The sequence below is a fragment of the Muricoccus vinaceus genome, from assembly GCF_042433125.1.
Lineage (GTDB): Bacteria > Pseudomonadota > Alphaproteobacteria > Acetobacterales > Acetobacteraceae > Roseomonas > Roseomonas vinacea.
Map to the genome: position 1 here is coordinate 41116 of NZ_JBHLVZ010000065.1, position 21168 is coordinate 62283.

26 protein-coding genes and 2 pseudogenes are annotated in these 21168 nt (G+C 67.5%); 10 read left to right on the forward strand and 18 right to left on the reverse strand.

Going from position 1 to position 21168, the window contains the following annotated elements:
- Positions 1-6 precede the first annotated feature (6 nt).
- The 6 genes from ACFFIC_RS18655 to ACFFIC_RS18680 all read right to left on the reverse strand — a co-directional run bounded on the left by ACFFIC_RS18655 (position 7) and on the right by ACFFIC_RS18680 (position 3995).
- Positions 7-312, reverse strand: a complete 306-nt coding sequence (locus ACFFIC_RS18655) for an EthD family reductase (RefSeq protein ID WP_377053108.1) — start codon at positions 310-312, stop codon at positions 7-9.
- Between the two features lie 167 nt (positions 313-479).
- Positions 480-1190 carry an SDR family oxidoreductase gene (bdcA, locus tag ACFFIC_RS18660; protein WP_377053110.1) on the reverse strand — a complete coding sequence of 237 codons (711 nt, stop codon included), beginning with the start codon at positions 1188-1190 and terminating at the stop codon, positions 480-482.
- 63 nt (positions 1191-1253) lie between these two features.
- Positions 1254-1538 (reverse strand): EthD family reductase, encoded by a 285-nt coding sequence (locus tag ACFFIC_RS18665; protein ID WP_377053112.1) that lies wholly within the window; start codon positions 1536-1538, stop codon positions 1254-1256.
- A 419-nt stretch (positions 1539-1957) separates the two neighbouring features.
- Positions 1958-2350 carry a RidA family protein gene (locus tag ACFFIC_RS18670; RefSeq protein WP_377053114.1) on the reverse strand — a complete coding sequence of 131 codons (393 nt, stop codon included), beginning with the start codon at positions 2348-2350 and terminating at the stop codon, positions 1958-1960.
- 323 nt (positions 2351-2673) lie between these two features.
- Entirely contained in the window at positions 2674-3438 is a 765-nt protein-coding gene (locus ACFFIC_RS18675; protein WP_377053116.1) for an anti-sigma factor family protein, read from the reverse strand.
- Between the two features lie 23 nt (positions 3439-3461).
- Positions 3462-3995, reverse strand: a complete 534-nt coding sequence (locus ACFFIC_RS18680; RefSeq protein ID WP_377053156.1) for a sigma-70 family RNA polymerase sigma factor — start codon at positions 3993-3995, stop codon at positions 3462-3464.
- Between the two features lie 116 nt (positions 3996-4111).
- Between ACFFIC_RS18680 and ACFFIC_RS18685 the strand changes: the two genes are divergently transcribed.
- The 3 genes from ACFFIC_RS18685 (at position 4112) to ACFFIC_RS18695 (ending at position 6237) form a co-directional block, all read left to right on the forward strand.
- On the forward strand, positions 4112-4747 hold the full coding sequence (locus ACFFIC_RS18685; protein ID WP_377053118.1) for a hypothetical protein: 636 nt from the start codon (positions 4112-4114) through the stop codon (positions 4745-4747).
- Between the two features lie 150 nt (positions 4748-4897).
- The gene (locus tag ACFFIC_RS18690) at positions 4898-5494 is read left to right on the forward strand and encodes a cytochrome b/b6 domain-containing protein (RefSeq protein WP_377053120.1); all 597 of its coding nucleotides are present in this window, start codon (positions 4898-4900) and stop codon (positions 5492-5494) included.
- Complete coding sequence (locus ACFFIC_RS18695; protein ID WP_377053122.1) at positions 5491-6237, forward strand: molybdopterin-dependent oxidoreductase; 747 nt, start codon at positions 5491-5493, stop codon at positions 6235-6237. Before ACFFIC_RS18690 ends, ACFFIC_RS18695 begins: the two co-directional genes overlap by 4 nt.
- A 156-nt stretch (positions 6238-6393) precedes the next feature.
- Here ACFFIC_RS18695 and ACFFIC_RS18700 read toward each other — a convergent pair whose 3' ends face one another.
- The 3 genes from ACFFIC_RS18700 to ACFFIC_RS18710 are packed head-to-tail and all read right to left on the reverse strand — an operon-like array spanning position 6394 to position 9415.
- Complete coding sequence (locus tag ACFFIC_RS18700; RefSeq protein ID WP_377053124.1) at positions 6394-7185, reverse strand: enoyl-CoA hydratase-related protein; 792 nt, start codon at positions 7183-7185, stop codon at positions 6394-6396.
- Positions 7182-8411, reverse strand: a complete 1230-nt coding sequence (locus tag ACFFIC_RS18705; RefSeq protein ID WP_377053126.1) for a CaiB/BaiF CoA transferase family protein — start codon at positions 8409-8411, stop codon at positions 7182-7184. Before ACFFIC_RS18705 ends, ACFFIC_RS18700 begins: the two co-directional genes overlap by 4 nt.
- Complete coding sequence (locus ACFFIC_RS18710) at positions 8408-9415, reverse strand: Bug family tripartite tricarboxylate transporter substrate binding protein (RefSeq protein WP_377053128.1); 1008 nt, start codon at positions 9413-9415, stop codon at positions 8408-8410. The genes ACFFIC_RS18705 and ACFFIC_RS18710 overlap by 4 nt, the downstream gene beginning before the upstream one ends.
- A 115-nt stretch (positions 9416-9530) precedes the next feature.
- Between ACFFIC_RS18710 and ACFFIC_RS18715 the strand changes: the two genes are divergently transcribed.
- Complete coding sequence (locus ACFFIC_RS18715; protein ID WP_377053130.1) at positions 9531-10490, forward strand: LysR family transcriptional regulator; 960 nt, start codon at positions 9531-9533, stop codon at positions 10488-10490.
- Between the two features lie 2 nt (positions 10491-10492).
- A complete protein-coding gene (locus tag ACFFIC_RS18720) occupies positions 10493-11194 on the forward strand; it encodes an aspartate/glutamate racemase family protein (protein ID WP_377053132.1) in 702 nt (233 codons plus the stop codon).
- A gap of 98 nt (positions 11195-11292) precedes the next feature.
- Here ACFFIC_RS18720 and ACFFIC_RS18725 read toward each other — a convergent pair whose 3' ends face one another.
- Positions 11293-11928 carry a TetR/AcrR family transcriptional regulator gene (locus ACFFIC_RS18725; RefSeq protein WP_377053134.1) on the reverse strand — a complete coding sequence of 212 codons (636 nt, stop codon included), beginning with the start codon at positions 11926-11928 and terminating at the stop codon, positions 11293-11295.
- Positions 11929-11982: 54 nt separating this feature from the next.
- Here ACFFIC_RS18725 and ACFFIC_RS18730 point away from each other — a divergent pair, with 54 nt between their 5' ends.
- A complete protein-coding gene (locus tag ACFFIC_RS18730; protein ID WP_377053136.1) occupies positions 11983-12828 on the forward strand; it encodes an oxidoreductase in 846 nt (281 codons plus the stop codon).
- A gap of 97 nt (positions 12829-12925) precedes the next feature.
- Here the strand turns inward: ACFFIC_RS18730 and ACFFIC_RS18735 are convergent, their stop codons facing one another.
- Positions 12926-13141: a hypothetical protein gene (locus ACFFIC_RS18735; protein WP_377053138.1), complete on the reverse strand. Its 216-nt coding sequence runs from the start codon at positions 13139-13141 to the stop codon at positions 12926-12928.
- 118 nt (positions 13142-13259) lie between these two features.
- Between ACFFIC_RS18735 and ACFFIC_RS18740 the strand changes: the two genes are divergently transcribed.
- On the forward strand, positions 13260-14027 hold the full coding sequence (locus tag ACFFIC_RS18740) for an aminotransferase class V-fold PLP-dependent enzyme (RefSeq protein WP_377053140.1): 768 nt from the start codon (positions 13260-13262) through the stop codon (positions 14025-14027).
- Between the two features lie 568 nt (positions 14028-14595).
- Here the strand turns inward: ACFFIC_RS18740 and ACFFIC_RS18745 are convergent.
- Positions 14596-14808, reverse strand: coding sequence for a DDE-type integrase/transposase/recombinase (locus ACFFIC_RS18745; protein ID WP_377053158.1), 213 nt, complete (start codon positions 14806-14808; stop codon positions 14596-14598).
- Between ACFFIC_RS18745 and ACFFIC_RS18750 the strand changes: the two genes are divergently transcribed.
- Positions 14807-15175, forward strand: coding sequence for a hypothetical protein (locus ACFFIC_RS18750; RefSeq protein ID WP_377053160.1), 369 nt, complete (start codon positions 14807-14809; stop codon positions 15173-15175). The two genes, ACFFIC_RS18745 and ACFFIC_RS18750, sit on opposite strands and share 2 nt — an antisense overlap.
- Before the next feature lie 159 nt (positions 15176-15334).
- Here the strand turns inward: ACFFIC_RS18750 and ACFFIC_RS18755 are convergent.
- From ACFFIC_RS18755 to ACFFIC_RS18765, 3 genes and pseudogenes are all read right to left on the reverse strand, one after another.
- A pseudogene (locus ACFFIC_RS18755) lies at positions 15335-15595 on the reverse strand (hypothetical protein); the annotation flags it as partial.
- A pseudogene (locus ACFFIC_RS18760) lies at positions 15516-16397 on the reverse strand (recombinase family protein); the annotation flags it as partial. The pseudogenes ACFFIC_RS18760 and ACFFIC_RS18755, both read right to left, overlap by 80 nt.
- Before the next feature lie 279 nt (positions 16398-16676).
- On the reverse strand, positions 16677-17231 hold the full coding sequence (locus ACFFIC_RS18765) for an IS6 family transposase (protein ID WP_377053142.1): 555 nt from the start codon (positions 17229-17231) through the stop codon (positions 16677-16679).
- On the opposite strand from ACFFIC_RS18765, the gene ACFFIC_RS18770 reads away from it, so the two are divergent.
- A complete protein-coding gene (locus tag ACFFIC_RS18770) occupies positions 17230-17694 on the forward strand; it encodes an HGGxSTG domain-containing protein (protein WP_456306946.1) in 465 nt (154 codons plus the stop codon). The two genes, ACFFIC_RS18765 and ACFFIC_RS18770, sit on opposite strands and share 2 nt — an antisense overlap.
- Before the next feature lie 161 nt (positions 17695-17855).
- Here the strand turns inward: ACFFIC_RS18770 and ACFFIC_RS18775 are convergent, their stop codons facing one another.
- Both ACFFIC_RS18775 and ACFFIC_RS18780 read right to left on the reverse strand, forming a co-directional pair.
- On the reverse strand, positions 17856-18818 hold the full coding sequence (locus ACFFIC_RS18775) for a polysaccharide deacetylase family protein (protein ID WP_377053146.1): 963 nt from the start codon (positions 18816-18818) through the stop codon (positions 17856-17858).
- Positions 18819-18973: 155 nt separating this feature from the next.
- Entirely contained in the window at positions 18974-19726 is a 753-nt protein-coding gene (locus ACFFIC_RS18780) for an SDR family NAD(P)-dependent oxidoreductase (RefSeq protein ID WP_377053148.1), read from the reverse strand.
- A 116-nt stretch (positions 19727-19842) separates the two neighbouring features.
- Here ACFFIC_RS18780 and ACFFIC_RS18785 point away from each other — a divergent pair, with 116 nt between their 5' ends.
- Positions 19843-20751 (forward strand): LysR family transcriptional regulator, encoded by a 909-nt coding sequence (locus ACFFIC_RS18785; RefSeq protein WP_377053150.1) that lies wholly within the window; start codon positions 19843-19845, stop codon positions 20749-20751.
- Positions 20752-20947: 196 nt separating this feature from the next.
- Here the strand turns inward: ACFFIC_RS18785 and ACFFIC_RS18790 are convergent, their stop codons facing one another.
- The gene (locus ACFFIC_RS18790; protein WP_377053152.1) at positions 20948-21103 is read right to left on the reverse strand and encodes a hypothetical protein; all 156 of its coding nucleotides are present in this window, start codon (positions 21101-21103) and stop codon (positions 20948-20950) included.
- Between the last annotated feature and the right edge of the window lie 65 nt (positions 21104-21168).

The following is a 21168-nucleotide window of genomic DNA, read 5'->3' on the forward strand; positions in this document are numbered from 1 at the left end:
ACTCCCTCAAAGGGCAACGGCCCGCGCGCGCATCGGCACGACATCGGTGAAGCGGGGCAGATCGGCCATCACCGCGGGCGCTTCGGGCGAGCGGAATGCTGCATCGACCGCGGCTTCGTCGCGGAAGCGGCACTCGCAGAGGGCGATAACTCCGACCTGGTCGACGGCAGGGAAGAAGGCGGCGAGGCCTTCGAGGCCATAGGGCGCCCAGCTTCGCAGCACGAGCGGGAGGTGGTGATCGACATAGTAGCGTCGGTCGAACCGCGTCGCGGGCTCGCCCTGGTACGTGACGTAGACGATGACCTGGTTCATGCACTGTTTCATGTGCGTCTTTCCGTCATCCCTGCTGCTTGAACCTCGGTCGGGGGCGTGGGACGGACCCTGCGACATCCTGATCATGATCGGTTGCCATGCCGAACAGCCGCCAGTGCCCGGCATGGACGAAGCACAAGCCACTTTCGTGTCCCGTGCTCGGCGGCTCAGGCGGCGAAGCCGCCGTCGATCGTGTGCATGGCGCCCGTGATGCCACGCGCCTGCGCGCCGGCGAGATAGAGTGCCAGGCTCGCAACCTCGTCGGCCGTGCCGTAGCGCTTGATGGCCATTTCCGCGAGCATACCGGCCGCCCGTGGACCTTTGGCCGGGTTCATGTCGGTGTCGGTCGGGCCGGGCTGGATCACGTTGACCGTGATGCCGCGCGGGCCCATGTCGCGCGCCAAGCCGCGCGCCATGCCCTGCATCGCCGCTTTGGTCATCACGTAGGCCGCGAGCCCGGGAAACGGCATGTTGTCGGCGGTGTCGGACCCGATGACGAGGATCCGACCTCCGTCGGGCATCAGCCGCGACGCTTCGACACTGCCGAAGTAGGCACCACGAACGTTCACGTCGATCATCTGGTCGACATCATCGGCGGCAAGCGTCAGCGGATCGCCGAACACCAGCAGACCAGCATTGTAGACGCAAACGTCAATCGGGCCGGCGTCGCGGATCGCCGAGATGAGCCCATCGCGTTCCCCGGCATCCGCCCGGAGCGCCTGCGCGCCGGTCTCGGTGGCGAGCGCGGCGGCCGTTTCGGTGGACGCGGCATAGGTGAACACCACTGTTGCGCCGGCTGCGGAAAAGCGCCGCACGATCGCGGCGCCGATGCCGCGGCTGCCGCCGACAACAAATACCGTGTGATCCGAGAGTTCCATCGTACCTGTTCTTTCAATGTTGAAGCGAGATCCCCGCTCCCTGCCGTGAGCGGCGGCTGAGCGTCAGAGCGGGGCGCCGATGCTGCGGGACACGGTGGCGTCGGTGAAGCGAGGAACGTCCGCCATCACGGCTTCCGTTCCGGCGGATGCGAGCGCCGCATGCAGCGAGGCCGCATCGCGAAACCGGTAGATCCCCACAGAGACATCCACTGCACCGGCGTCTCGGGGGAAGAAGGCTGCGGCACTCTCCAGTCCATGCCGCTGCCAACAGGCGAGCGCCAGGGGCAGGTGAACGTCGACATAGTAGTCGCGATCAAAGTATGTGCCGCCGCTGCAGGTCACGATCATTGTTGCGTTTGCCATCAGCGAGCATGTGGCCCGATGAAGCTCGATCGTAAATTCGCAAAAATGTACATCCGCCGTTCAATAACGTGGGCGGCGGTGACGGAACGGAGTGACATCCGGATCTTTCCCGAAAGGAGCCTGGCTGACGGAGCGGCTTGGCAACGATCTCCTCCGGCTTGTGGTGCTTCCTTGCCATCTCAACACCCTCCACGGTTCCGCCGGGCTCACCCTACTCGGCGGACCGCTTCTACGGGGGAAGGTCACACGACGCTGTGCTGAACGGGGTTTGAAAGACGCAAGGAGTCAGATAGGGGCGTCCTTATCTGCCAGGAATGCTACCGTTGCCCTCGACCCATACCGGACGTCGCAATCAGCAGGCCGATGCCGAAGGTCAGAGTGGCCACGGCTTGGCCACCCTCAGCTTACCGCTTGATGGCGACGCACTTGACTTCGGCCAGCAGGCCCGGCCGTGCCAGCTCGGATACGCCGATCACCGTCCAGGCGCATATACTGCGCGGAAAAACGCGATCCTTCACGGCGCGGAAAACATCGAAGTGTTGGCTGAGGCTGACGTGATACGTCGTCATGTCCACGATGTCCTCAAAGCTGCAGCCAGCTTTCTCTAACACCAGCCTAAGGTTCTCCCAGCAAGCGGCGAACTGTGCCTCGGGGCTTTCGATAACGTTGAGATGCTCGTCCCTGCCGACCTGCCCGGCGCAGAAGATGAAAGCTCCGACCTGCACGGCAGGCACGTAGCCCGAGCTCTCGACCACGCGTTCCATCTGTCGGGGAACGATAAGGGTGCGGTCGGTCATACGGGCTACCTTCTTCCCACCTTCTTCAATCGTTGAGCTTTCCATCAAAAGTCATGCCACTCCACCGGGGAACGCTGTCCATCCTGCCTAGCCCTCGGCTTCCCGGGGGGCTGCCCGCCAGCCCATCCGGGGTCTGCCATAAGAGCAATCCATTGCGCCGCCAGCTCATGAACGGCGAATGCTAGACGCGCCGGGCGAGCGCTGACTTCGAATGTGAGCTGGACATTATGGACGAGGACTGTCCTCGGGGGTGCGTGTGGAAGATTGAAATGTACTCGCTAGCCGCCCGTGCGACCGAAGTCTCAGAGCTTATCGACCGCCACTCACAACTTCATCTCATCCCGGATCAGGTGCGCCACGGGCCGCAGCAGGTCCCGGTCGCCGTCGGAGATCACGCTGTAGCCGATCTGCCGGTTGATCCAGGCATAACCTTCAAGCGCCTGCAGATCGATGGGCTGCATCTCCGCCTCCCGCCCGAGCCGCATCGGGCGGACATAGAGCGTCATCCGGTCCCTCGCCGCATTCTCGTAGATCAGCATCGCCGCTGCGCCGGAGACGGTGGACAGGACCCGCCCCCCGAGGAGGCGGTAGCCCACGGGCGCGAGGTCGGGAAGGACCACGCGCCGGCCCAGCTTCTGTCCCATCCAGGTCGTCATCTCCGCCCGGTCGGTGGAGCCGACCTCGATCGCCCGCGCCGGGTCGTTGGCGAAGACACGATAAGCCGAGGCAGATTCCAGGCCCAGCAGCGCGATCTCGTTAGGGGGCATCATCCGGTTGAACGGCATCATCTCGTGGCCGAACCAGCCGCCGGCGCCGCCCAGCCCCAACGCCAGCACGAGGCCAGCGGCGATCCTCCAATGGGTCGCGGGGCGCGCAGTCCTGCGCAGCCGCGCCTCAGTCAGGGCAGCTAGGCTCAGGGATGGCGGCACTGGTTGCCGCAGCTTGAAAGAGAGGGCGTCACGCAGCGTGGCGTTTTGTGCCCGCCAGGCTTCCACGCGCTGTCGCAGCCCGGGGTCGGCCGCCAGTCTCCGATTGACCTCAGCGCGCTGCTCGGCGTCGAGGCGGTCGTCGACATAGGCGTGCAGCAACTCTTCGGGCAGAGGAGGTTGGGTCATCTCACCAGCCGCAGCGCCAAGCGCCCGCGTCCTTCCATTTGTGCGCGTAGTGCGTCCCGCGCGCGGCTCAGCCGCGACATCACGGTGCCCATGGGGATGCCCAAAATACCAGCGGCCTCGCGGTAGTCGAATCCTTCCACGGCCACCAGCAACAGCACCTGGCTCTGCTCGGCAGGCAGCCGCGCGAGCGCCTCGAGCATCTCGCGCGCCGTGCTCGTCCACTCCTGGCTCGCGGCCATCGAGAGGTCGGCGCTGGCGATGTCCACAGGCTGCCCGCGCCGGCGCAAGCCCCGCCAGCGGCTCACCGCCAAGTTGTGCAGGATGGTGAACAGCCAGGGGCGGAGCTGCGCGAGGACGCCGCCCTCGAGCTCGGGGAGGCGCGCGAGGGCACGAACGAGGCAGTCCTGCACCAGATCGTCGGCGTCCTGGTCGTGGCGCACCAGACTCCAGGCGTAGCGCCGCAGCGCCGGCACATGGCCCTCGATCTCCGCCAGCAGCGACATTCGGTGTGGCAACCCCTTCATCACCACGATCAACGCCCCTCCCGCCGCTTTATTCCCGGAGCGGGTCGGAAATTTTGTGCGGAATAAACCGGGCGCCGCAGCGTCCATGGGCCCGACGACCCACCGACGGAAAGGAACCACCCGTGCAACGACGTATGCTGATGGCGCTGGCCGCCACATCGCTGGCCGGCGGTCTGCTGGCCAGCGGCACCGCCAGCGCACAGAATCCTCCTCATTCGCCGCCCGGCCCCGCCCGGCTGCGCGGCACGCTTGAGGGCGTGACGGAGACGAGCCTCACCCTCACCACCCGTGCCGGCGCCAGGATGACGGTTGCCCTGTCTCCCCAGCTCCGCGTGGCGCTCGTGGTCGCCGCCCGGATCGAGGACATCCGGCCCGACAGCTACATCGGCACCGCGGCAACCGCGCCGCAGCCGGACGGCTCCCTCCGGGCGCTCGAGGTCACCGTCTTCCCACCGGAGGCGCGCGGCACCGGCCAGGGACACTTCGGCTGGGATCTCGGCGAGGGCAGCAGCATGACCAACGGCACCGTCGGCAGCCTCGTCGGCACCAACGGCCGGACCATGGTGGTGAACTATGGGAGCGGCGAGAAGCGCATCGTGATCCCGGATGATGTGCCCATCGTCGCTGTCGAGTTCGCCGATCGCGCCGCGCTGAGGCCGGGCGCGAAGATCGTGGCGAACGGCCAGCGCGATGCCGGGGGAGGGGTGACCGCCGCCTTTATCCTGGTCGGCAAGGACGGACTGACGCCGCCGATGTGAGAGTTCCCCGGCGGGGCGGGCGGGGGAATGCCGCCCGCCCGGTCCGCGCCGATGCATTAGGCGATCCGGCTTCGGCCGGGAGCCTCCAACGAAGAACGAGTCCGCCATCCGACGCCGGTCCGCCGTGGCTGGGCCGAAGGAGATTGCTGTATGACGCATCCGCTCCTGGTGCGGATCACGCACTGGATCAACGCCGCCTGCATGGTCTGCATGGTGATGAGCGGCTGGGGCATCTACAACGCCTCGCCCCTCTTCGGCTTCCGCTTCCCGGCCTGGGCGACGCTGGGCGGCTGGCTGGGCGCCAGCATTGCCTGGCACTTGGCCGTCATGTGGCTGCTGGTCGGCAACGGCCTGCTCTACGGGCTCTACGGCCTCCTGGCCGGACACTTCCGCCGGCGGCTGCTGCCCTTGCGGCCTGGCGAGGTGCTGGCCGATATCGGCGCCGCCCTGCGGCTGCGCTTGGCGCACAGCTCAGGGGTCTACAACGCCGTGCAGCGCGCGACCTACCTCGGCGTGCTGCTCCTCGGCGTTCTGGTCCTCGCCTCTGGCTTGGCGCTGTGGAAGCCGGTGCAGTTGGACGAGCTGGCCGGGCTCCTGGGCGGCTACGAGGCCGCGAGGCGGGTCCACTTCCTGGCCATGGCGGGGATTGCCGGCTTCACCCTTCTGCACCTCGTCATGGTCGTGCTCGTGCCGCGCACCCTGCCGGGGATGATCATCGGCCGCCCCCTGCCGGAGAAGGCCTCATGAAGAACCGTCCCGACCTGCGCGACCACGGACGCGCCCTGCGCAAGCTGGACCGCCGGATGCTGCTGCGCGGCGGCCTGTCCCTAGGATCGCTCACCCTGCTGACCGGCTGCAACCTGCAGGACGGCGACACCGTGGACAGGGTGCTCTGGGCCATGTCCCGCTGGAACGACAGGGTGCAGGCCGCGCTGTTCAACCCGCACCGGCTGGCGCCGGAATACACCGAGGCCGACATCACCACCCCGTTCCCCTTTAACGCCTTCTACCCGTCGGACGACGCGCCGGAGGTCGATGCCGACGACTACGCGCTGGATGTCTCGGGTCTGGTGCAGGACCGCTCTCCCTGGCCGCTGGCACGGCTGCGCGCGCTGCCGCAGGTCAGCCAGATCACACGCCATATCTGCATCGAGGGGTGGAGCGCCATCGGCCAGTGGGGTGGCGTGCCGTTCCGGGAGTTCCTGCGGCGAGTCGGCGCGGACACGCGGGCGCGATACGTCGGTTTTAAATGTGCCGACCGCTACTCCAGCAGCCTGGACATGGCGACGGCGCTGCACCCGCAGACAGTCCTGGCTTTGGATTTCAGGGGCTCCGCCCTGCCCTCAGTCTACGGCTTTCCGCTGAAGCTTCGCGTCCCGACAAAGCTCGGCTTCAAGAACCCGAAGCACATCACGTCCATCATGGTCACCAACGACAACCCCGGCGGCTACTGGGAGGACCAGGGCTACAACTGGTTCAGCGGGTCCTGAGCAGAGGGGACGGGCAGGCGCGGTGGCTTGCGGGCTCCGCTCCCGATCGGAGCGGAGCCGGGCCCGGGGAAGCGGAACACAACGCCTCCCAATTTGGACATCCCAGCCTGACCTCGACTGGGCAGGGGGCGGCAGGTCCGGCTCAGTCCCGATCCCTCATCTCCTCTCCCGCTCAGCGAGGAAGCTCTCGACAGCAGCATGGTGTTCTGGGGTCTGGTGCGCGATGGCCTGGAGCGCTGCGGTCAGATCCAGGCTGGTCCTCAGGTCCGATCCGTCGCTCCTGCGCAGCAGGCGCTTGCAGAACCGGAGAGCAGAGCCGGAGTGCCCGGCGATCTCCTCGGCCAGTTCCAAGGCGCGGGACATCAGCCGGTCAGCCGCCAGAATCTCCGACACCAAGCCGTATTCCAAGGCCTGCGCCGCGTTGAACACCCTCGCCGTGAAGCTGAGCTCCGCGGCACGGGACGCTCCGACTACCCGGGGGAGGAACCAGGCGCCGCCGATGCCGGAGATCAGGCCCAGCCGGACAAAAGTCTCTGAGAAGCGCGCCCGGTCCGAGGCGAGCCGGATGTCGCACATGCAGGCGATGTCGAGCCCCGCGCCAAAGGTCGGGCCGTTTACGGCGGCGATGACGGGCACCTGCACTTCGTACAGGGAGAGCGCGAGCTGCTGGAGGGAGGCCCGGTAGCCCTCCGCCACCTCCTCAACCCGCCCGGCCATGAAGCCCTCGAGCGAGCGCATGTGCTTGACGTTGCCGCCCGAGCAGAAGGCCGGATCCCGCCCAGTCAGGATGACGGCCCTGATGCCTTGGTCCGCGTTGATCCGGCGGCAGGCCTCGACGAACTCCTCACATTGCCGGGCGGAGGAGAGCGCGTTGCGGTCCTCCGGGCCGTTCATCGTCAGCATGAGCACGGCGCCCCGCCGCTCCTCGCGAAGGAAAGGTTCCGTCATGCCGGTGCAGCCTCCAGGACGATCCGTTCCCGGATCAGCGCGTCGATTTCCGCGGGGGTGAAGCCGAACTCCCTGAGCACGACGCGCGAGTGCTCCCCAAGCCGTGGGGGCGCGCGCCTCGGGGCGGCAGGACGGGGCGATCCGGCCGCGAAGCCCGGCATCCGGACCCTGCCGGCGGTGAAGTGCTCGAAGGCGACCTCGATGCCGCTGGCGGCGTACTGCTCGGAGCGCGTCACATCCTCGTAGTCCGCGACTGGCGCCGCCATGATGTCCTCGCGGGAGAGAAGCGCCTGCCACTGCGCCGTGGGATGGACGCGGAAGACGGGAAACAGCACCTCCCGCAGCGCCGCCCGGTTGGCGACGCGGTCCGCATTCGTCAGGAAGCGGGGATCCTCCAGAAGGTCCGGGCGTTCCATGGCCCGGCAAAGCCCGGCCCAGCGCTTCGGCTGGTAGGCCGCCACCATGATCCAGCCGTCGGCTGTGGGCAGCGCCTCGTTCGGGGCGGCGTAGGGGGCCGAGCTCCCCGCCGGCACCGGCACCTCGCCGGAACTCAGGAAGCCCGCGAGACCCATCTGCTGGATCATCAGCATGGCGTTGTAAAGGCTGACATCCAGCCTGGACCCCACGCCCTCCCGGTCACGCCGCCGGAGCGCGGCGAGGATGGCGATCGTGGCGAAGAGCGCGCCGGTCATGTCCGCGAGCGGCAGGGGCGCCTTGCCCGGCTCGGCACCGGGCATCCCGATCCCGCTCATCAGCCCGGTCGCGGCCTGCATGATGCCGTCCACGCCCGGGCGGTCCCGCCAGGGCCCGTCCTGGCCAAAGGCGGAGATGGAGCAATGGATCAGGTCGGGCTTCCAGCCCCGCAGCGCCGCGTCGTCGATGCCGAGCTTCCTCGCGATCCCCGGGCGGAAGTTCTCCAGCACGATGTCCGTCCGCTGCACCAGCCGCTCCACCACCGCGGGCGCGCCGGGCCGCTTCAGGTCGATTGAGAGGCCCAGCTTGTTCCGGTTCGCCGAGAGGGCCGCGATGCTTTCCCCGTTTTGCCAGGGCGGGCCGAGCTGTCGGCCCAGCTCGCCCTCCGGTGGTTCCACCTTGATCACGGTCGCGCCCATGTCGGCCAGCCACATGCCGCAGACCGGGCCCGCGACGAGCTGGCCGAAGTCCAGCACCACGAGGCCGTCTAGGACCGCGTCGATCGCCCCCAGGGGGCTGCCGGCAGGGATCATTCTTTCTCGATCCCCGCGGCGTCGACCAGCTCGCGCCAGACATCCAGCTGCCGCCGCACGAAGCGGCCCAGGTCGTCGGGCGTGCCGGAGAAGACGCTGTAGCCGATCTCAGCGAAGCGGGCCCGCGCCTCGGGCCTCTCGATGCCGCCGCGGATCGCGCCGTTGAGGGCGGCAATGACGGGCGCGGACGTCCGAGCAGGAGCGAAGACGCCACTCCAAGAGATCAGGTCGAAGCCCGGAAGGTCACCGGCCTCTGCGAGCGGCGGCACGCCGGGGAGGAGCGGGGACGGCGCCTCCGTGCTGAGGGCCAGGACGCGTAGCTGGCCGCCCCGGAAATTGCCGAGCCCCGCCGCGATGTCGACGAACATGCAGTCCACGCGCCCGGCGATCACGTCCGTCATGGCGGGCGGGGTGGAGCGGTAGGGGACGTGCAGCATCTCCGTCCCGGCCCGTCGCGCCATGGTGGCGCCCGCGACGATGCCGGTGCTGTTCCCGCTCGCGTAGGACATCTGCCCGCGGCGCCGGCGGGCCGCGTCCAGTAGTTCCCGCGCGGTGTGGTAGGGCGAGTTCCTGCCGACGGTGAGCATGAACGGCACGTCGCCGACACGGGCCACCGGCGCGAAGTCGGCCACGGGGTCGTAGTCCAGCCGCCGCAGCAGCGCCGGGTTCGCAGAATGGGTGGTATTGGTGGTCACCAGCAGCGTGTGCCCGTCCGGCTCGGCCCTGGCCACCAGCTGCGCGCCGATGATGCCGTTCGCCCCGGCCCGGTTGTCCACTACCACCGGCACGCCGCTGAACGTTTCGCTCATCAGCTGGGCGAGGATGCGCGCGACGGCATCTGTGGCGGAGCCGCCGGCGAAGGGAACAACAAGGGTCAGGGGCCGCGTTGGCCTCCAACCCTCGGCACCCGCAGCCCGCATCCGTGCCGTCGCGCCGAGAAGGCCGAGCATGCTGGCTATGCAGGCCCGGCGCCGGATGGCTCGGGGGTGCTGCGCGGTTCTCATCGGACTTCCTCCTCCCGGGCGGGCCGTTCCGGCCCTGCCGTCCTGTCCGGCAGCGATGCCCCTGGGCCCGGGATCGGACAATTGAAAAACTGTCGCCGACCTATAATGCTCTGATATGGATATCAGCCTGAGAAGCCTGCAGGCCTTCGTCGCTGTCGCGCGACACAGGTCCTTCAGCCGGGCGGCGGGCCTGCTGCACCGGACGCAGCCCGGGCTCACCGTGCAGGTCCGCCGGCTGGAGGAGGCCCTCGGCCTGCGCCTGCTGGACCGGCTGCCGCGCGGGGCCGAGCCGACGGCCGCGGGGGCGGAGCTGGCGCGGGCGCTGGAGCCGCTGCTGCGGGACATGGAGCACGCGCTGGACGTGGCGCGCGGCACGGCCTCGCGGCGCGCGGGGACGGTCAGGCTGGCCGCGGTGCCCTCGGTCGCCTCTGGGCTCCTGCCCGCTGCCATGGCGCTGCTGCAGGAGCGCTACCCCACCCTGCAGGTGCGGCTGCAGGAGGCGGTCACCGGGCGGGTGCAGGCGATGGTCCGCGCGGATATCGTGGAGATCGGCATCGCCAGCCAGCCCAGGGACGGCGCGGATCTAGAGGCGGAGCCGCTGTTCCGGGACCGCATGCTGGCCGTCATGCCGCAGGGTCATCGCCTCGCTTCCGGCCGGTTAGCGCTGGAGAGGGTCGCGGCGGAGCCCCTCCTGCTGATGGAGACGGACACATCGGTGGATCGCCTGCTCTCCGACGCCTTCGCCGCGAGGCGGTTGCCGCTGGTCGCCCGGCAGCGGGCGGTGCACGCGGCGACGCTCATCAACATGGCGCGCGCCGGGCTGGGCGTCGCGCTGCTGCCCTCGACGGTCGCCGAGTTGCAAATCGCGCCGGAGTTGGTCGCGCGCGCCCTATCGCCGGATATCGTCCGCGAGGTGGTTGTCATCCGCCGAGCGGGGCGCTCCTACTCTCCCGCTGCGGAGGCCCTGGTGGCCGCCCTGCGGAGGAGCGTGCCCCGCGGCGCAGCGGGACCGGCACCGGAACCTGCCGGAACGCCCTTCCGCCGCGCTCCAAGGGCCTGCCGAGAGGAGAGCTGAACGTGTCGCAGAAGGTAATCGGCCTAATCGGCGGGATGAGTTGGGAAAGCTCAGCGGAGTACTACCGGATCATCAACGAGTCGGTACGGGCCCGACTGGGTGGCCTCCGCTCCGCCCGGTGCCTGATGTGGTCGTTCGACTTCGGCGAGATCGAGGCCCTGCAGCACGCCGGCCGGTGGGACGACGCGACGGCCGAGATGGTCGCCGCCGCGTCGCGGCTCGAGCGAGGCGGCGCGGACTTCGTGGTGATCTGCACCAACACCATGCACCGCATGGCCGACCAGGTCGAAGCCGCCATCGGCCTGCCGCTACTGCACATCGCCGACCCGACGGCGGAGCGCATCCGCTCGGCCGGGCACCGCAGGGTTGGGCTGCTCGGCACGGCCTTCACCATGGAGCAGGACTTCTACAAGGGCCGGCTCGTCGAGCGGCATGGGCTCGAGGTGCTGGTGCCCGGCGAGGAGGACCGCGCCGTCGTGCACCGAGTGATCTACGACGAACTGGTCCAGGGCCGCGTCGAGCCCGCCGCGCGCCAAGCCTATCGCGAGGTGATTGCGCGCTTGGTGGAGCGCGGCGCCGAGGCGGTCATCCTCGGCTGCACGGAGATCATGCTCCTTGTCAGGCCGGACGACAGCACCGTTCCCCTCTACGACACCACGACGATCCATGCCGAAGCCGCTGTCGAGCTGGCCTTGTCCGCATGATGTTCTGATCCTGAGGCCCGATGGCCCAGGTTCCGGACACGATGAAACGAAGGGCTACCGGTCCTTGCCGGGTCCTCCTCCCCCCGTCTCCTCAACCCTCATGCGGGCAACAGGCGGATCAATCCGTCGCGCCTGGCCTCTTCGACGAAGCCGAGCAGCACGGTCGCGGCGGTGGCGCGGGCGCGCGGGGCCAGGGCCGCGTCGCCGATCTCGCCGGCCGTCCAGAAGGACAGCACGCCGCGGAAGGCGAAGGCGAGCCCGTCGGGCAAGGTCCGAAGGGCAAGGTCGGCCAGGTTCGGCGTCAGCCCGTCACCGGCACCCAGGGCCAGTGCCCAGAGAGCCCGCGACTGCCCGGAGACCTGCCCTGGCTCCGGCCCTGGCGCGCCGAGCGAGCCCATGACCGCGCGGCTCACCACCGGCTCCTCCAGCATCACCGCGGCGGCGACGCTCACGGCCGCCAGGACCCGGGCGGCGGCATCGCCGGGCGGCGCGGTGGCCGAGAAGCGCGCCGCCATGGCCTCGATCCGCTGAGCCGAAAGGGCCCGCATGATCGCGGCCTTGCTGCCAAATTGGTTGAAGGGCGTCGCGAAGCTGACACCGGCCGCGGCCGCCAGATCCCGCATGGAGAACTCGGCGCTTCCCTCCCGCAGCAGGCGTTCGGCCGCCTCCAGCACGCGCTGCCGCGTCGCGTCGCCGCGCGGGCTGATCGAAGGGGGGGACTTGTTCGCGGGCATGGTCCAAAATATATCATGATATAATTTCAGCGATATGGAAGTCGGAGAAACGGGATGACCTTACCAGACGCAAGAACCTTCCTCATCACCGGGGTTAGCTCCGGCCTCGGCCGGGCCTTCGCGTCCGGCGCGCTGGCGGCAAGGCACCACGTGATCGGCACCGTGCGCCGCTCGGCGGACGCCGAGGCCTTCGCTGCCGCGGCGCCCGGCCGCGCCCACCCGCTCGTGCTCGACGTCACCGACTACGCCGCGATCCCCGCCGCCCTAGCCGCGGCGGAGAGCGAGGCCGGGCCGGTGGATGTCCTGGTCAACAATGCCGGATACGGCCACGAGGGGGCGCTAGAGGAATCCTCCATGGAGGACCTGCAGCGGCAGTTCGCGGCCAACGTCTTCGGCCCGGTGGCGATGATTCAGGCGGTGCTGCCCGGCATGCGGGCGCGCCGGCGCGGGCATATCGTCAACGTGACCTCCATGGGCGGCTTCATCACCATGCCCGGGATCACCTTCTACTGCGGCAGCAAGTTCGCGCTGGAGGGCATCTCGGAGGCGCTCGGCAAGGAGGTCGCGGGCTTCGGGATCCGTGTCACGGCGCTGGCGCCCGGCCAGTTCCGCACGGACTGGGCGGGGCGCTCGATGGACCGCACCCCCCGCAGCATCGCGGACTACGACTCTGTAATGAACCCGATCCGCGAAGCGCGCCAATCAAAGAGCGGCCGCCAGCCGGGCGACCCCGACCGCGCCGCCCAGGCCTTGCTGCGACTGGTGGAGGCGGAGAACCCGCCGACACGGCTCTTCCTCGGCGGGGACGCCCTTGGGCTCGTGGAGGGCAAGCTGGACGCGATGCGCGCGGAGATGGCGGCGTGGGAGGAGGTCTCCCGCTCGACGAGCTACGCCGCGTAGTCGGCCACGACAGTGCGCTTCCGCGGCCGCCGCCGAAGTGGCCGCAGAAGCGCGCCCGCCGCGAAGGCAGCCGATCCCGGTCTTCGCGCGCGGCGGCTCACAGCCGGAGCTCATCCCGGATGAGGTGAGCCACGGGCCGCAGCAGCGCGCGATCGCCGTCGGACATCGCGCTGCACCCGATCTGCCCGTTGATCCAGCCGGAGCCCTCCAGTGTCTTCACGTCGAGCATCTGCATCTCCGCCTCCCGCCCGATCCCCATCGGGCTGACATAGAGGGTCAGCCGATCGCCGTCCGCGCTCTCGTAGATCAGCATCGCGCTGCCCCGGATTTCTTAGCTTAATGCCGAATTGCAAAACTCTCACTGCGCTACCCTGGCCAGAGAGAGGACGGGGCGCGACACTGCGTTCCGACGCGACGGAGACCCTCGCCTCATGCTTCCCAGCCAGCACGCGCTGTTCGAGATCCCACCTGGCGTCTGTTACCTTGATGGCACTGCTTACTCGGCCTTGCCACTTTCCGTGCGCGCAGCCGGTGAGCGCGGCGTCCTTACCAAGAGCCAGCCCTGGAAATACCCCGACGCCCGCGCCGACGCTTTGGCTGAGAGCGCCCGCGCCGCTACCGCCCGGCTAATTGGCGCCACGCCCGACGACATCGCCATACTGGGCTCTGTCAGCCAAGGCATTGCCACCGCCGCCCGCAACCTCCCGCTGCCGTTCGGACAGCGGATATTACGAATGCAACACGAATTTCCGTCGCAGGCGCTAGTTTGGGACCGTCTGGCATCTGAACGCGGCTTGGCACTGGAGATCGTGCCCCGCCCGCCAGACGGCGACTGGACCGCGGCGCCGCTGACGGCGATCAGCCGCCCCGGGGCGCCGCCAATTGCGGTAGCAGCGCTGACCCCGTTGCACTGGAGCGACGCTGCACTGGTGTCGCTTGAGCGGCTCATGCAGGTGCTAAGGGAGGCCGGCGCGACAATCGTGGTGGATGCCACTCAGGCCTTAGGTGTCATGCCGATCGACGTCGCGTTGCTGCAACCGGACTTCCTTGCCTTTCCCACCTACAAGTGGCTGCTTGGCCCCTACAGCCTTGGCTTCCTGTATGCCGCCCCGCATAGGCAGAGCGGGCTGCCGCTTGACGAAAACAATGGCAACCGTTCTAGCGGCATCCCTGCCCCTGGAGCCCGCCGCTACGACTAGGGTGAACGCAATGACCCCATCTTGCTGCCCATCGGCCTGACCGACGGGCGCCGCATATCTTGGGAGTTCGCATCCCCGGCGGGATGCCGCCCGGCCTTGTCGCCACGATGGCCACTGAGGGCGTCTACTGCAGCGATCGCCTAGGCGTGCTGCGCGTCAGCCCGCACGTTTGGTGCCGTGAGGACGACGCGGACCGCTTCCGCGATGTGCTCGGCCGCGTACTTGGCCAGAACTAGTGCGTGTCACAGACTAAGGCGACCGGCTTTTGCCGTGGTGTGTCAGCGCAGCACACCTCGCTTCCTGCCACGATCTCGCTCGTGGTGGGCGCCTTCCCCGGTGGCACAACGGATACCCTCGCCGGTGATATCTCGGAGGTGCTGCGCGAGAAGCTCGGGCGCAACATTGCCGTTGAGAACAGCGCGGGAGCCGGTGGAAATGTGGCAGCCCAGTACGTGGCACGCTCGGCCCGCGAACGGCGCCGGCGCTTGTGGATGTCGTTGCAGGACATGTCGACGGGTTGTGTTGCAAACTTCGCGGCGGGCCATGGGTGGCCTGGATAGCAGGCAGATCAGGCAGCAACCTGGAATAGCCCGGCGACGAAAGTAGCTTGGGCCTGCATGTCGCGTCCGCCGATATCTCGAACTTGCCCCTTCCTCACCATTGCCATCACCTCGTAGCCCGCCAGCGTTCGTCGTGCCGCATGGAAACCACCGAAGCCGAGCCCTGGTCTGACCAGGCGTTTCAAGCGCCGATGGTCTTGTTCGATAGTCCAATCGCAAATGACAAAAGCGGACCTGCTCGCTGGACCGGTCCGTTGGCATGACGTAGCGGATCTCCACCTCGCCGTCGGTGACGATTACTCGGTCGATCAGGAGTTCCACCAAAGCCCGTCTCTGCTCAAAGGTCGCCTGAGCCAGACCCTGCCGCACCCGCTGGCAGAAATCCTCCATGGCACCGGACAGCCCGGCCAGTTCCTTGTGTCGGTCTGCCTGAGCTTCCAGCTGGCACGCCTGTTCCTCAAGCTGGCGTTGACGCGCCTCGAGATCACGCCGGCGCCGGCGGTATTCATCCAGCAGAACGACCCCGCCGAGATAGGCCTCGGTCAGCCGCTCAAGTTGCTGCCCGAGGCTCGCCTGCCCACGTCGTAGTCCTTGCTGGCGTGCTTGGAGCTCCTGCGGCAGCCACTGCCCGCCATGCGCCCGTTCCAGGGCGTGCGAGGCCTGCTCTGGATGGCTCAGCAGGTCACAGAGATCGGCCCAGACCAGCTCGTCCAGGCGCCCGGCCGGGCTCAGCCGCGACGGGCACTTCTGCTCCCGATGCGAGAACAGAGCCGGCATCTTGCCGGTGCAGGAGTAGTACCGATACCTGTTCAGATTGGCCCGTGCCAGGCAGGCCAGGCCGCACACCCTGCAACTGACCAAGCCGCGCAGCAGGTAAGGATGAGCCTTGTTGTTGCGTTGGGGCAAAGCGCCGGTTGCTGGCCAGCTTGGCCTGCACGCGGTCGAACTGCTCCTGGCTGACAAGGGACGGGATCTCCGCCACCAGGACCCACTCCTCCCGCGGCGCATCCACCCGGCTCATCGCCGAATGCCGGCGTGGTGCCGTTGCTGAACGCCGCTCCAACGTGCCGCGGCGATGCCAGCGGTTGCCGTAGACCTGGCCCGCATAGGCTGGATTGGTCAGCAGGCCGCGGATGCTGGCCAGGTTCCAGCGGGCCAGGCCCGTCGAGGTCCGGATGCCACGCTGCTCCAGCAGGCGTGCCAGCCAGCAGAAGCTGTGCGCCTCCTCCGCATACCAGGCGAACATCTCGCGCACGATGGCCGCCTCGGCCTCCTCGATGCGGACACCTGCGGGATCGCGCGGGCGGTCCGGATCCACCCGGTAGCCAAAAGGCGCTCTGGTCCAAGGCAGCATCAGTCCCGCCGCCAACTTGCGCTGGCGGCCACGCCGCATGCGCTCGGTGATCAGCGTGCGCTCATACTCCGCGACCGCACCGCGGATCTGCAACAGCGACTGGTCATGCGGATCCTGGCTCATGGGCCGGTCGCGGAAACGCACCTCACAGCCATGTCCCTGCAACTCCTCCAGCAGCAAGACCTGATGGACATAGTTGCGCGTCAGGCGGTCCGGCGCGGTGATGACCACCAGATCGAGGTCGCGTGCCGCGGCGTGGTCCCGCAGACGATCAAGACTTGGCCGCCGCAACGAGGCACCGCTGTAGCCGTCATCGCGGAAGACCTGATCGGGGAGGACATCCCACCCTTGCTGGCCCACGTGGCCCGTCAGGCGCTCGATCTGCTGCTCGACCGTCTGGGCCTGCGCCTGGCGCTGTGTCGACACCCGGGCATAGAGCGCAACCCTCATGGCCATCCTCCCGCACGCCGGGGTCGCGCCACGCGCCGGCAGGCTCGGCGGCCAGCGCCGTTGTCCGGGCCAGTACCTGCTGGTAGGCCCGGTCCCAGCGACGCTGAGCGTCCGGATCCGGCTGCATTGTCCGACGCACAATCCACTGGCATCGCATCTGTCCTCCTGACTGGAGGGAATCAGCTGGGACCTTCCGCGCCCGCATGGACCGCTCACGCAGCGCCAGCCGAGACCAGCTCAAGCGCAGGCGCGAACGGCGGATCAGGCAAAATTTGTCATTTGCGATTAGGCCATCTCCACGATGTTGTTGAGAAACTTGATCTGGCGTAGCCGCGAGCGTCGCCACAGCTTGCCGTCCTCTCTCATCTGCTCGATGGCACACGGGTAGGCCGGGTTCTTGTCCACCGTGATCGTACGCGGGTTCACTGTATGCGGCTGCCCAAGCGCCTTGCGGAAGAAGCGCTTCGCGGCCTCGGCGTTCCGCTTGACCGAGAGCAGGAAGTCGATCGTCTGACCGCGGCTGTCGACCGCCCGATAGAGGTACATCCAGCGCCCCTTCACCCGCACGTAGGTCTCGTCGACCCGCCAAGAGCCGTTGCTCTTCCGAAGATGCGGTTGGGTCCGCTTCTCGATCTCCAACGCGTAAGCCTGAATCCAGCGGAAGAGGGTGATGTGCACGATCTCGACGCCGCGGTCCTGAAGCATCAGTTCGAGATCACGGTAGCTGATCGGGAACATGAGGTACCACCGGACCGCCCAGAGGATTACCTCGGCGGTGAACTGCCGCCCTTTGAAGGACTGATCCGGCCTCACCGAGACCACTCTCCGCCGTCTCGTCATGCCAAGGTTTGTACCTGCTCAGGCTGGCTCCGCAAGGCTGCAACAGAACCGTCATGAGCGCCTGGTTGCGGCTGACGCGGCGCCGCGGTGCGGGGCACGAACGCGGCAAGGGTGCGCCTGCGCCGCACCCGCTATGCCGAACGGCCGCTGCCGAATGCATGGCGGCGCCAGTACGGGCCCGAGAACCCCCGAGGGTCAGGCTAGGTGCCGAGCTGCTCGGCTCAAGCATGGCCAGCGCGGTGCCGAGGCACGGGAAGCGGCCCGGCTGAGGGGCGAGGCGCGGCGCGCTGGCGTCAGCCTGCGCATGCTGATGCGGCTAGCCCGCGCCGGTGTGGATGTAGATCCGGATGAGGTGCTGAACCTCCTGGAGAAGTGGGAAGCCAGGAAGCGAACGGCGCGGCAAGCCCGGACAAGGGCAACCCAAGCCAGCGGCTTTCCTACACACGATAACCGGGCGGTTTAGTTAAATGCTCTAAGCCTCATCATTCGTTCCTTAGCTTGGCGACTCTAGACCGGATACCGGCGTACGTCGGCCCCGCAGCGCGTGCTCGCGCCACGGACGCCGATCCCTGCTTATGGCAGCCCCGTTTCGGCGGGTGGTCCGCGGTCAACGATCGGCGTGAATTACCGTTGCGACAGTGCCCAGCGGGCAATCTCTTCCTTGCGAGCGAACCAGATCCCTTCGTGGCTCTTGGCATAGGTGAAGAACCTGTCGAGCGCGCGGATCCGGTTCGCATGGCCGCTGAGGCGATCGTGCATACCGATCACCATCATCCGGCGCCTTGTTCCAGCCTCCTCGTAGAGCTGATCGAACTCGTCGCGCAGTGCCTGTTCGTGCGCCTGCGGATCATAGCCCTGGAAGGGAAACACCATGTCGTTCATGTGGATGGTGTAGGGCACCATCGCGAAATCGCGGCCACGTACCGGGATGATGAAGGGTTCGTCGCGGCTCGGCTCGTCGATGCTGTAGAGAAAGCCGAGTTCCTGCAGCGTCTCCGAAATATGGACCGAATTGCGCATGAAGTACGCGTTCCAGCCGATAGGCTGCACGCCCGTGATCTGGTGGATGGTATCTGCGGATTCCCTGATGAAAGCCTTTTCCTGTTCGCGCGGCATATCATAGGACGCCGACCAGGTCGTGCCATGCGCGCCCGGCTCGTGGCCACGACGGACGATCTCGCGCGCGAGATCGGGATACTTCTCGATCGCCTTGCCGATCATGAACGAAGTGACCTTAATGTCGTGCTTGTCGAACAGGTCGAGCGCGCGGGGAATACCCTCGTTCATGCCGTACTCGAAGAAGGCGTTGGTTGCATGATCGGGGAAGCCGGGCTTGATCGGCTCGGGCAGTGCGCCGCCTGCGCCGGAGATCGGCTGCCCACCGCCCTCGAACATCAGGGAGATGCTGATCGCCAGTCGCGCGCCGTTTGGCCAGAAGGGATCCTGCTTGCCTGATGCCGTCGGGGTGATGCCGCCGCCACCGCTTGCGCCCGCCACAGCGGCAGGCGCCATCGTGGCTAGCGTGCGGGTTGCGGCAGCGCCCGCGAAGCCACGACGGGTCAGTCCAGGATTTTCCATTTTCAACATGGTGGTTTTCCTCGCGAGTAGGCGCTTCAGGCGCATAGGTCTGTCGGGTTACGGGAAAGGCCTGATCCCGGTCCGCGTCATCGGATGATCCGCTGGCGTGTCCGCTCTGATGTCGCCGCCAACCGTCCGGGGGCTCGGGTCGTCCGCCTGTGCCGTCAGATCTGAGTCAGTCCGCCGTCGACGAACAGTTCCGCCCCGTTGATGAAGCTCGCATCGTCCGACGCCAGGAACAGCGCAGCCTTGGCGATTTCCTCGGGCCGGCCGACCCGGCCAGCTGGGATCTGGGTAGCAAGAGAATCTTTAATGCCCTGCGCCTGATCGCCGCCACCGAACACATTGTTCAGCCCTGTCGTCTCGGTCGGCCCGGGGCTGACGACGTTCACACGGATGCGACGGTTCTTGAGGTCGAGGATCCAGCTGCGCGCCAAGTTGCGCACCGCGGCCTTGCTCGCGCCGTAGACGCTGAAGGCGGGCGTGCCTGACGAGCCGGCGTTGGAACTGGTGAGGACGATGGAGGCACCGTCCTTCAGCAGCGGCAGCGCCTTCTGGACGGTGAAGATCGTGCCCTTCACGTTAGTGTCGAAGGTCCGGTGGTAGTGCTCCTCGGTGATCGCGCCGAGCGGCAGCATGTCGCCGCCGCCGGCATTGGCGAACAGGACGTCGATCTGGGCGTGCTGCTGCTGCACGGCGTCGTAGACCCGGTCGATGTCGGCCAGGCTGGACATGTCAGCGCGCACGCCCGTGACCCGGCCGCCGATCTGCTTGATCGCGGCATCCAGCACTTCCTGGCGACGCCCGGTGATGAACACCACGGCGCCTTCCGCGACGAAGGCCTTGGCGGCGGCCAAGCCAATGCCGCTGGTCCCGCCGGTGACGACGACCACCTTGTTATTGAACCGATCTGCCATGGGAGGCCTCCTGAAAACTCAGCGGTGAAGCGCCGCTGCCCCCACTAGATGCCGGCGGGACGATGTTGCTTACAGTCGACAGTTTCAGTACGTAGCGTTCTGCGAGAGGAACGCTGATGCGCACTGACCTGAACGACCTGGCCTATTTTGCAGAGGTGGTTAGCCATGGTGGCTTCGCGGCGGCGGGCCGCGCGCTTCGGGAGCCGAAGTCCAAGCTCAGTCGGCGCATCGCCGGCCTCGAGGAGCGGCTCGGGCTGCGCTTGATCGAGCGATCCAGCCGACGTTTTCGAGTGACCGAAACTGGTCATGCGTTCTACGAGCGGTGCCGGGCCATGCTGGCCGAGGCCGATCAGGCCGAAGCCCTGGTGATGCAGGCGCAGGCCGAGCCGCATGGCCGCATCCGGTTCAGTTGCCCCACCGGCATGGTCGCGCCGGTGTCCGATCTGATCACGTCGTTTCTCGCGCGCTACCCCAAGGTGCAGCTACAACTCATCGCCACAGACCGGGGTGTCGATCTCATCGACGAGCGGATCGACGTGGCGCTACGCGTGCGAGTGGCCCTGACCACCGATGCGGAGCTCACGGTTCGGTCGGTGGGTCAATCCGTCCGGATCCTCGTTGCTAGCCCGCAACTCGCAAGCCGCGTTGCCTCGATCGAGCAGCTTGCGACCTTGCCGACGCTGTCGACGAATGAAGAACATGACGTCTTGGACTGGGATCTGGAGACGGGCGACGGGCGGAAACAGACGGTCCGCATCGAGCCGCGCCTCGGTTGCGCGGACATGGATCAACTTCTTGCAGCCGCCACGGCCGGGCTGGGCGTCGCGCTGCTGCCTGACCGTGTTTGTCGTCGGGCGCTGGATGCCGGGCGCTTGGTTCGTGTGCTGCCCGCTTGGCACGCTCAGATCGGGATTGTCCACCTCGTATTCACAACGCGGCGCGGTTTGCCTCCAGCGGTTCGCGCGCTGATCGATCACTTGGCGCGAGATTTCCCACCTGCCATCACAGTCAGTCGAGCCACGTAGCAGCAGTGTGAGCGGACCGCAGCTGCTTCTCACGCTAACTTTTTTGGATCCCGAAACACTATCTTTTTCAGGAAAGCCAGGGTCCGGTTGGGAGGGTAGCTAGAGGCTGTTTTGGGTCGGAACTGGTTATCTACCAAGGCGGGGGTTGTGTTGCAAACTTGGTAGCGGGCCGCAGATTGCCTGGATAGCATGCAGATCAGGCAGCAACCTGGAACAGCTCGGCGATGACGGTGGCTTGGGCCCGCATGTCGCGCCCGTCGATCTTCCAAAGCTGCCCCTTCCTCACCATCGCCATCACCTCGTAGCCCGCCAGTGTTCGTCGTGCCGTATGGAAACTCCCAAAGCCAAGCACCTGTCTGTACCGCCCGCAGTTTCTGAGACACCTGAGTGAAGCCTATGCGGCGAGAGCCGCGGGTG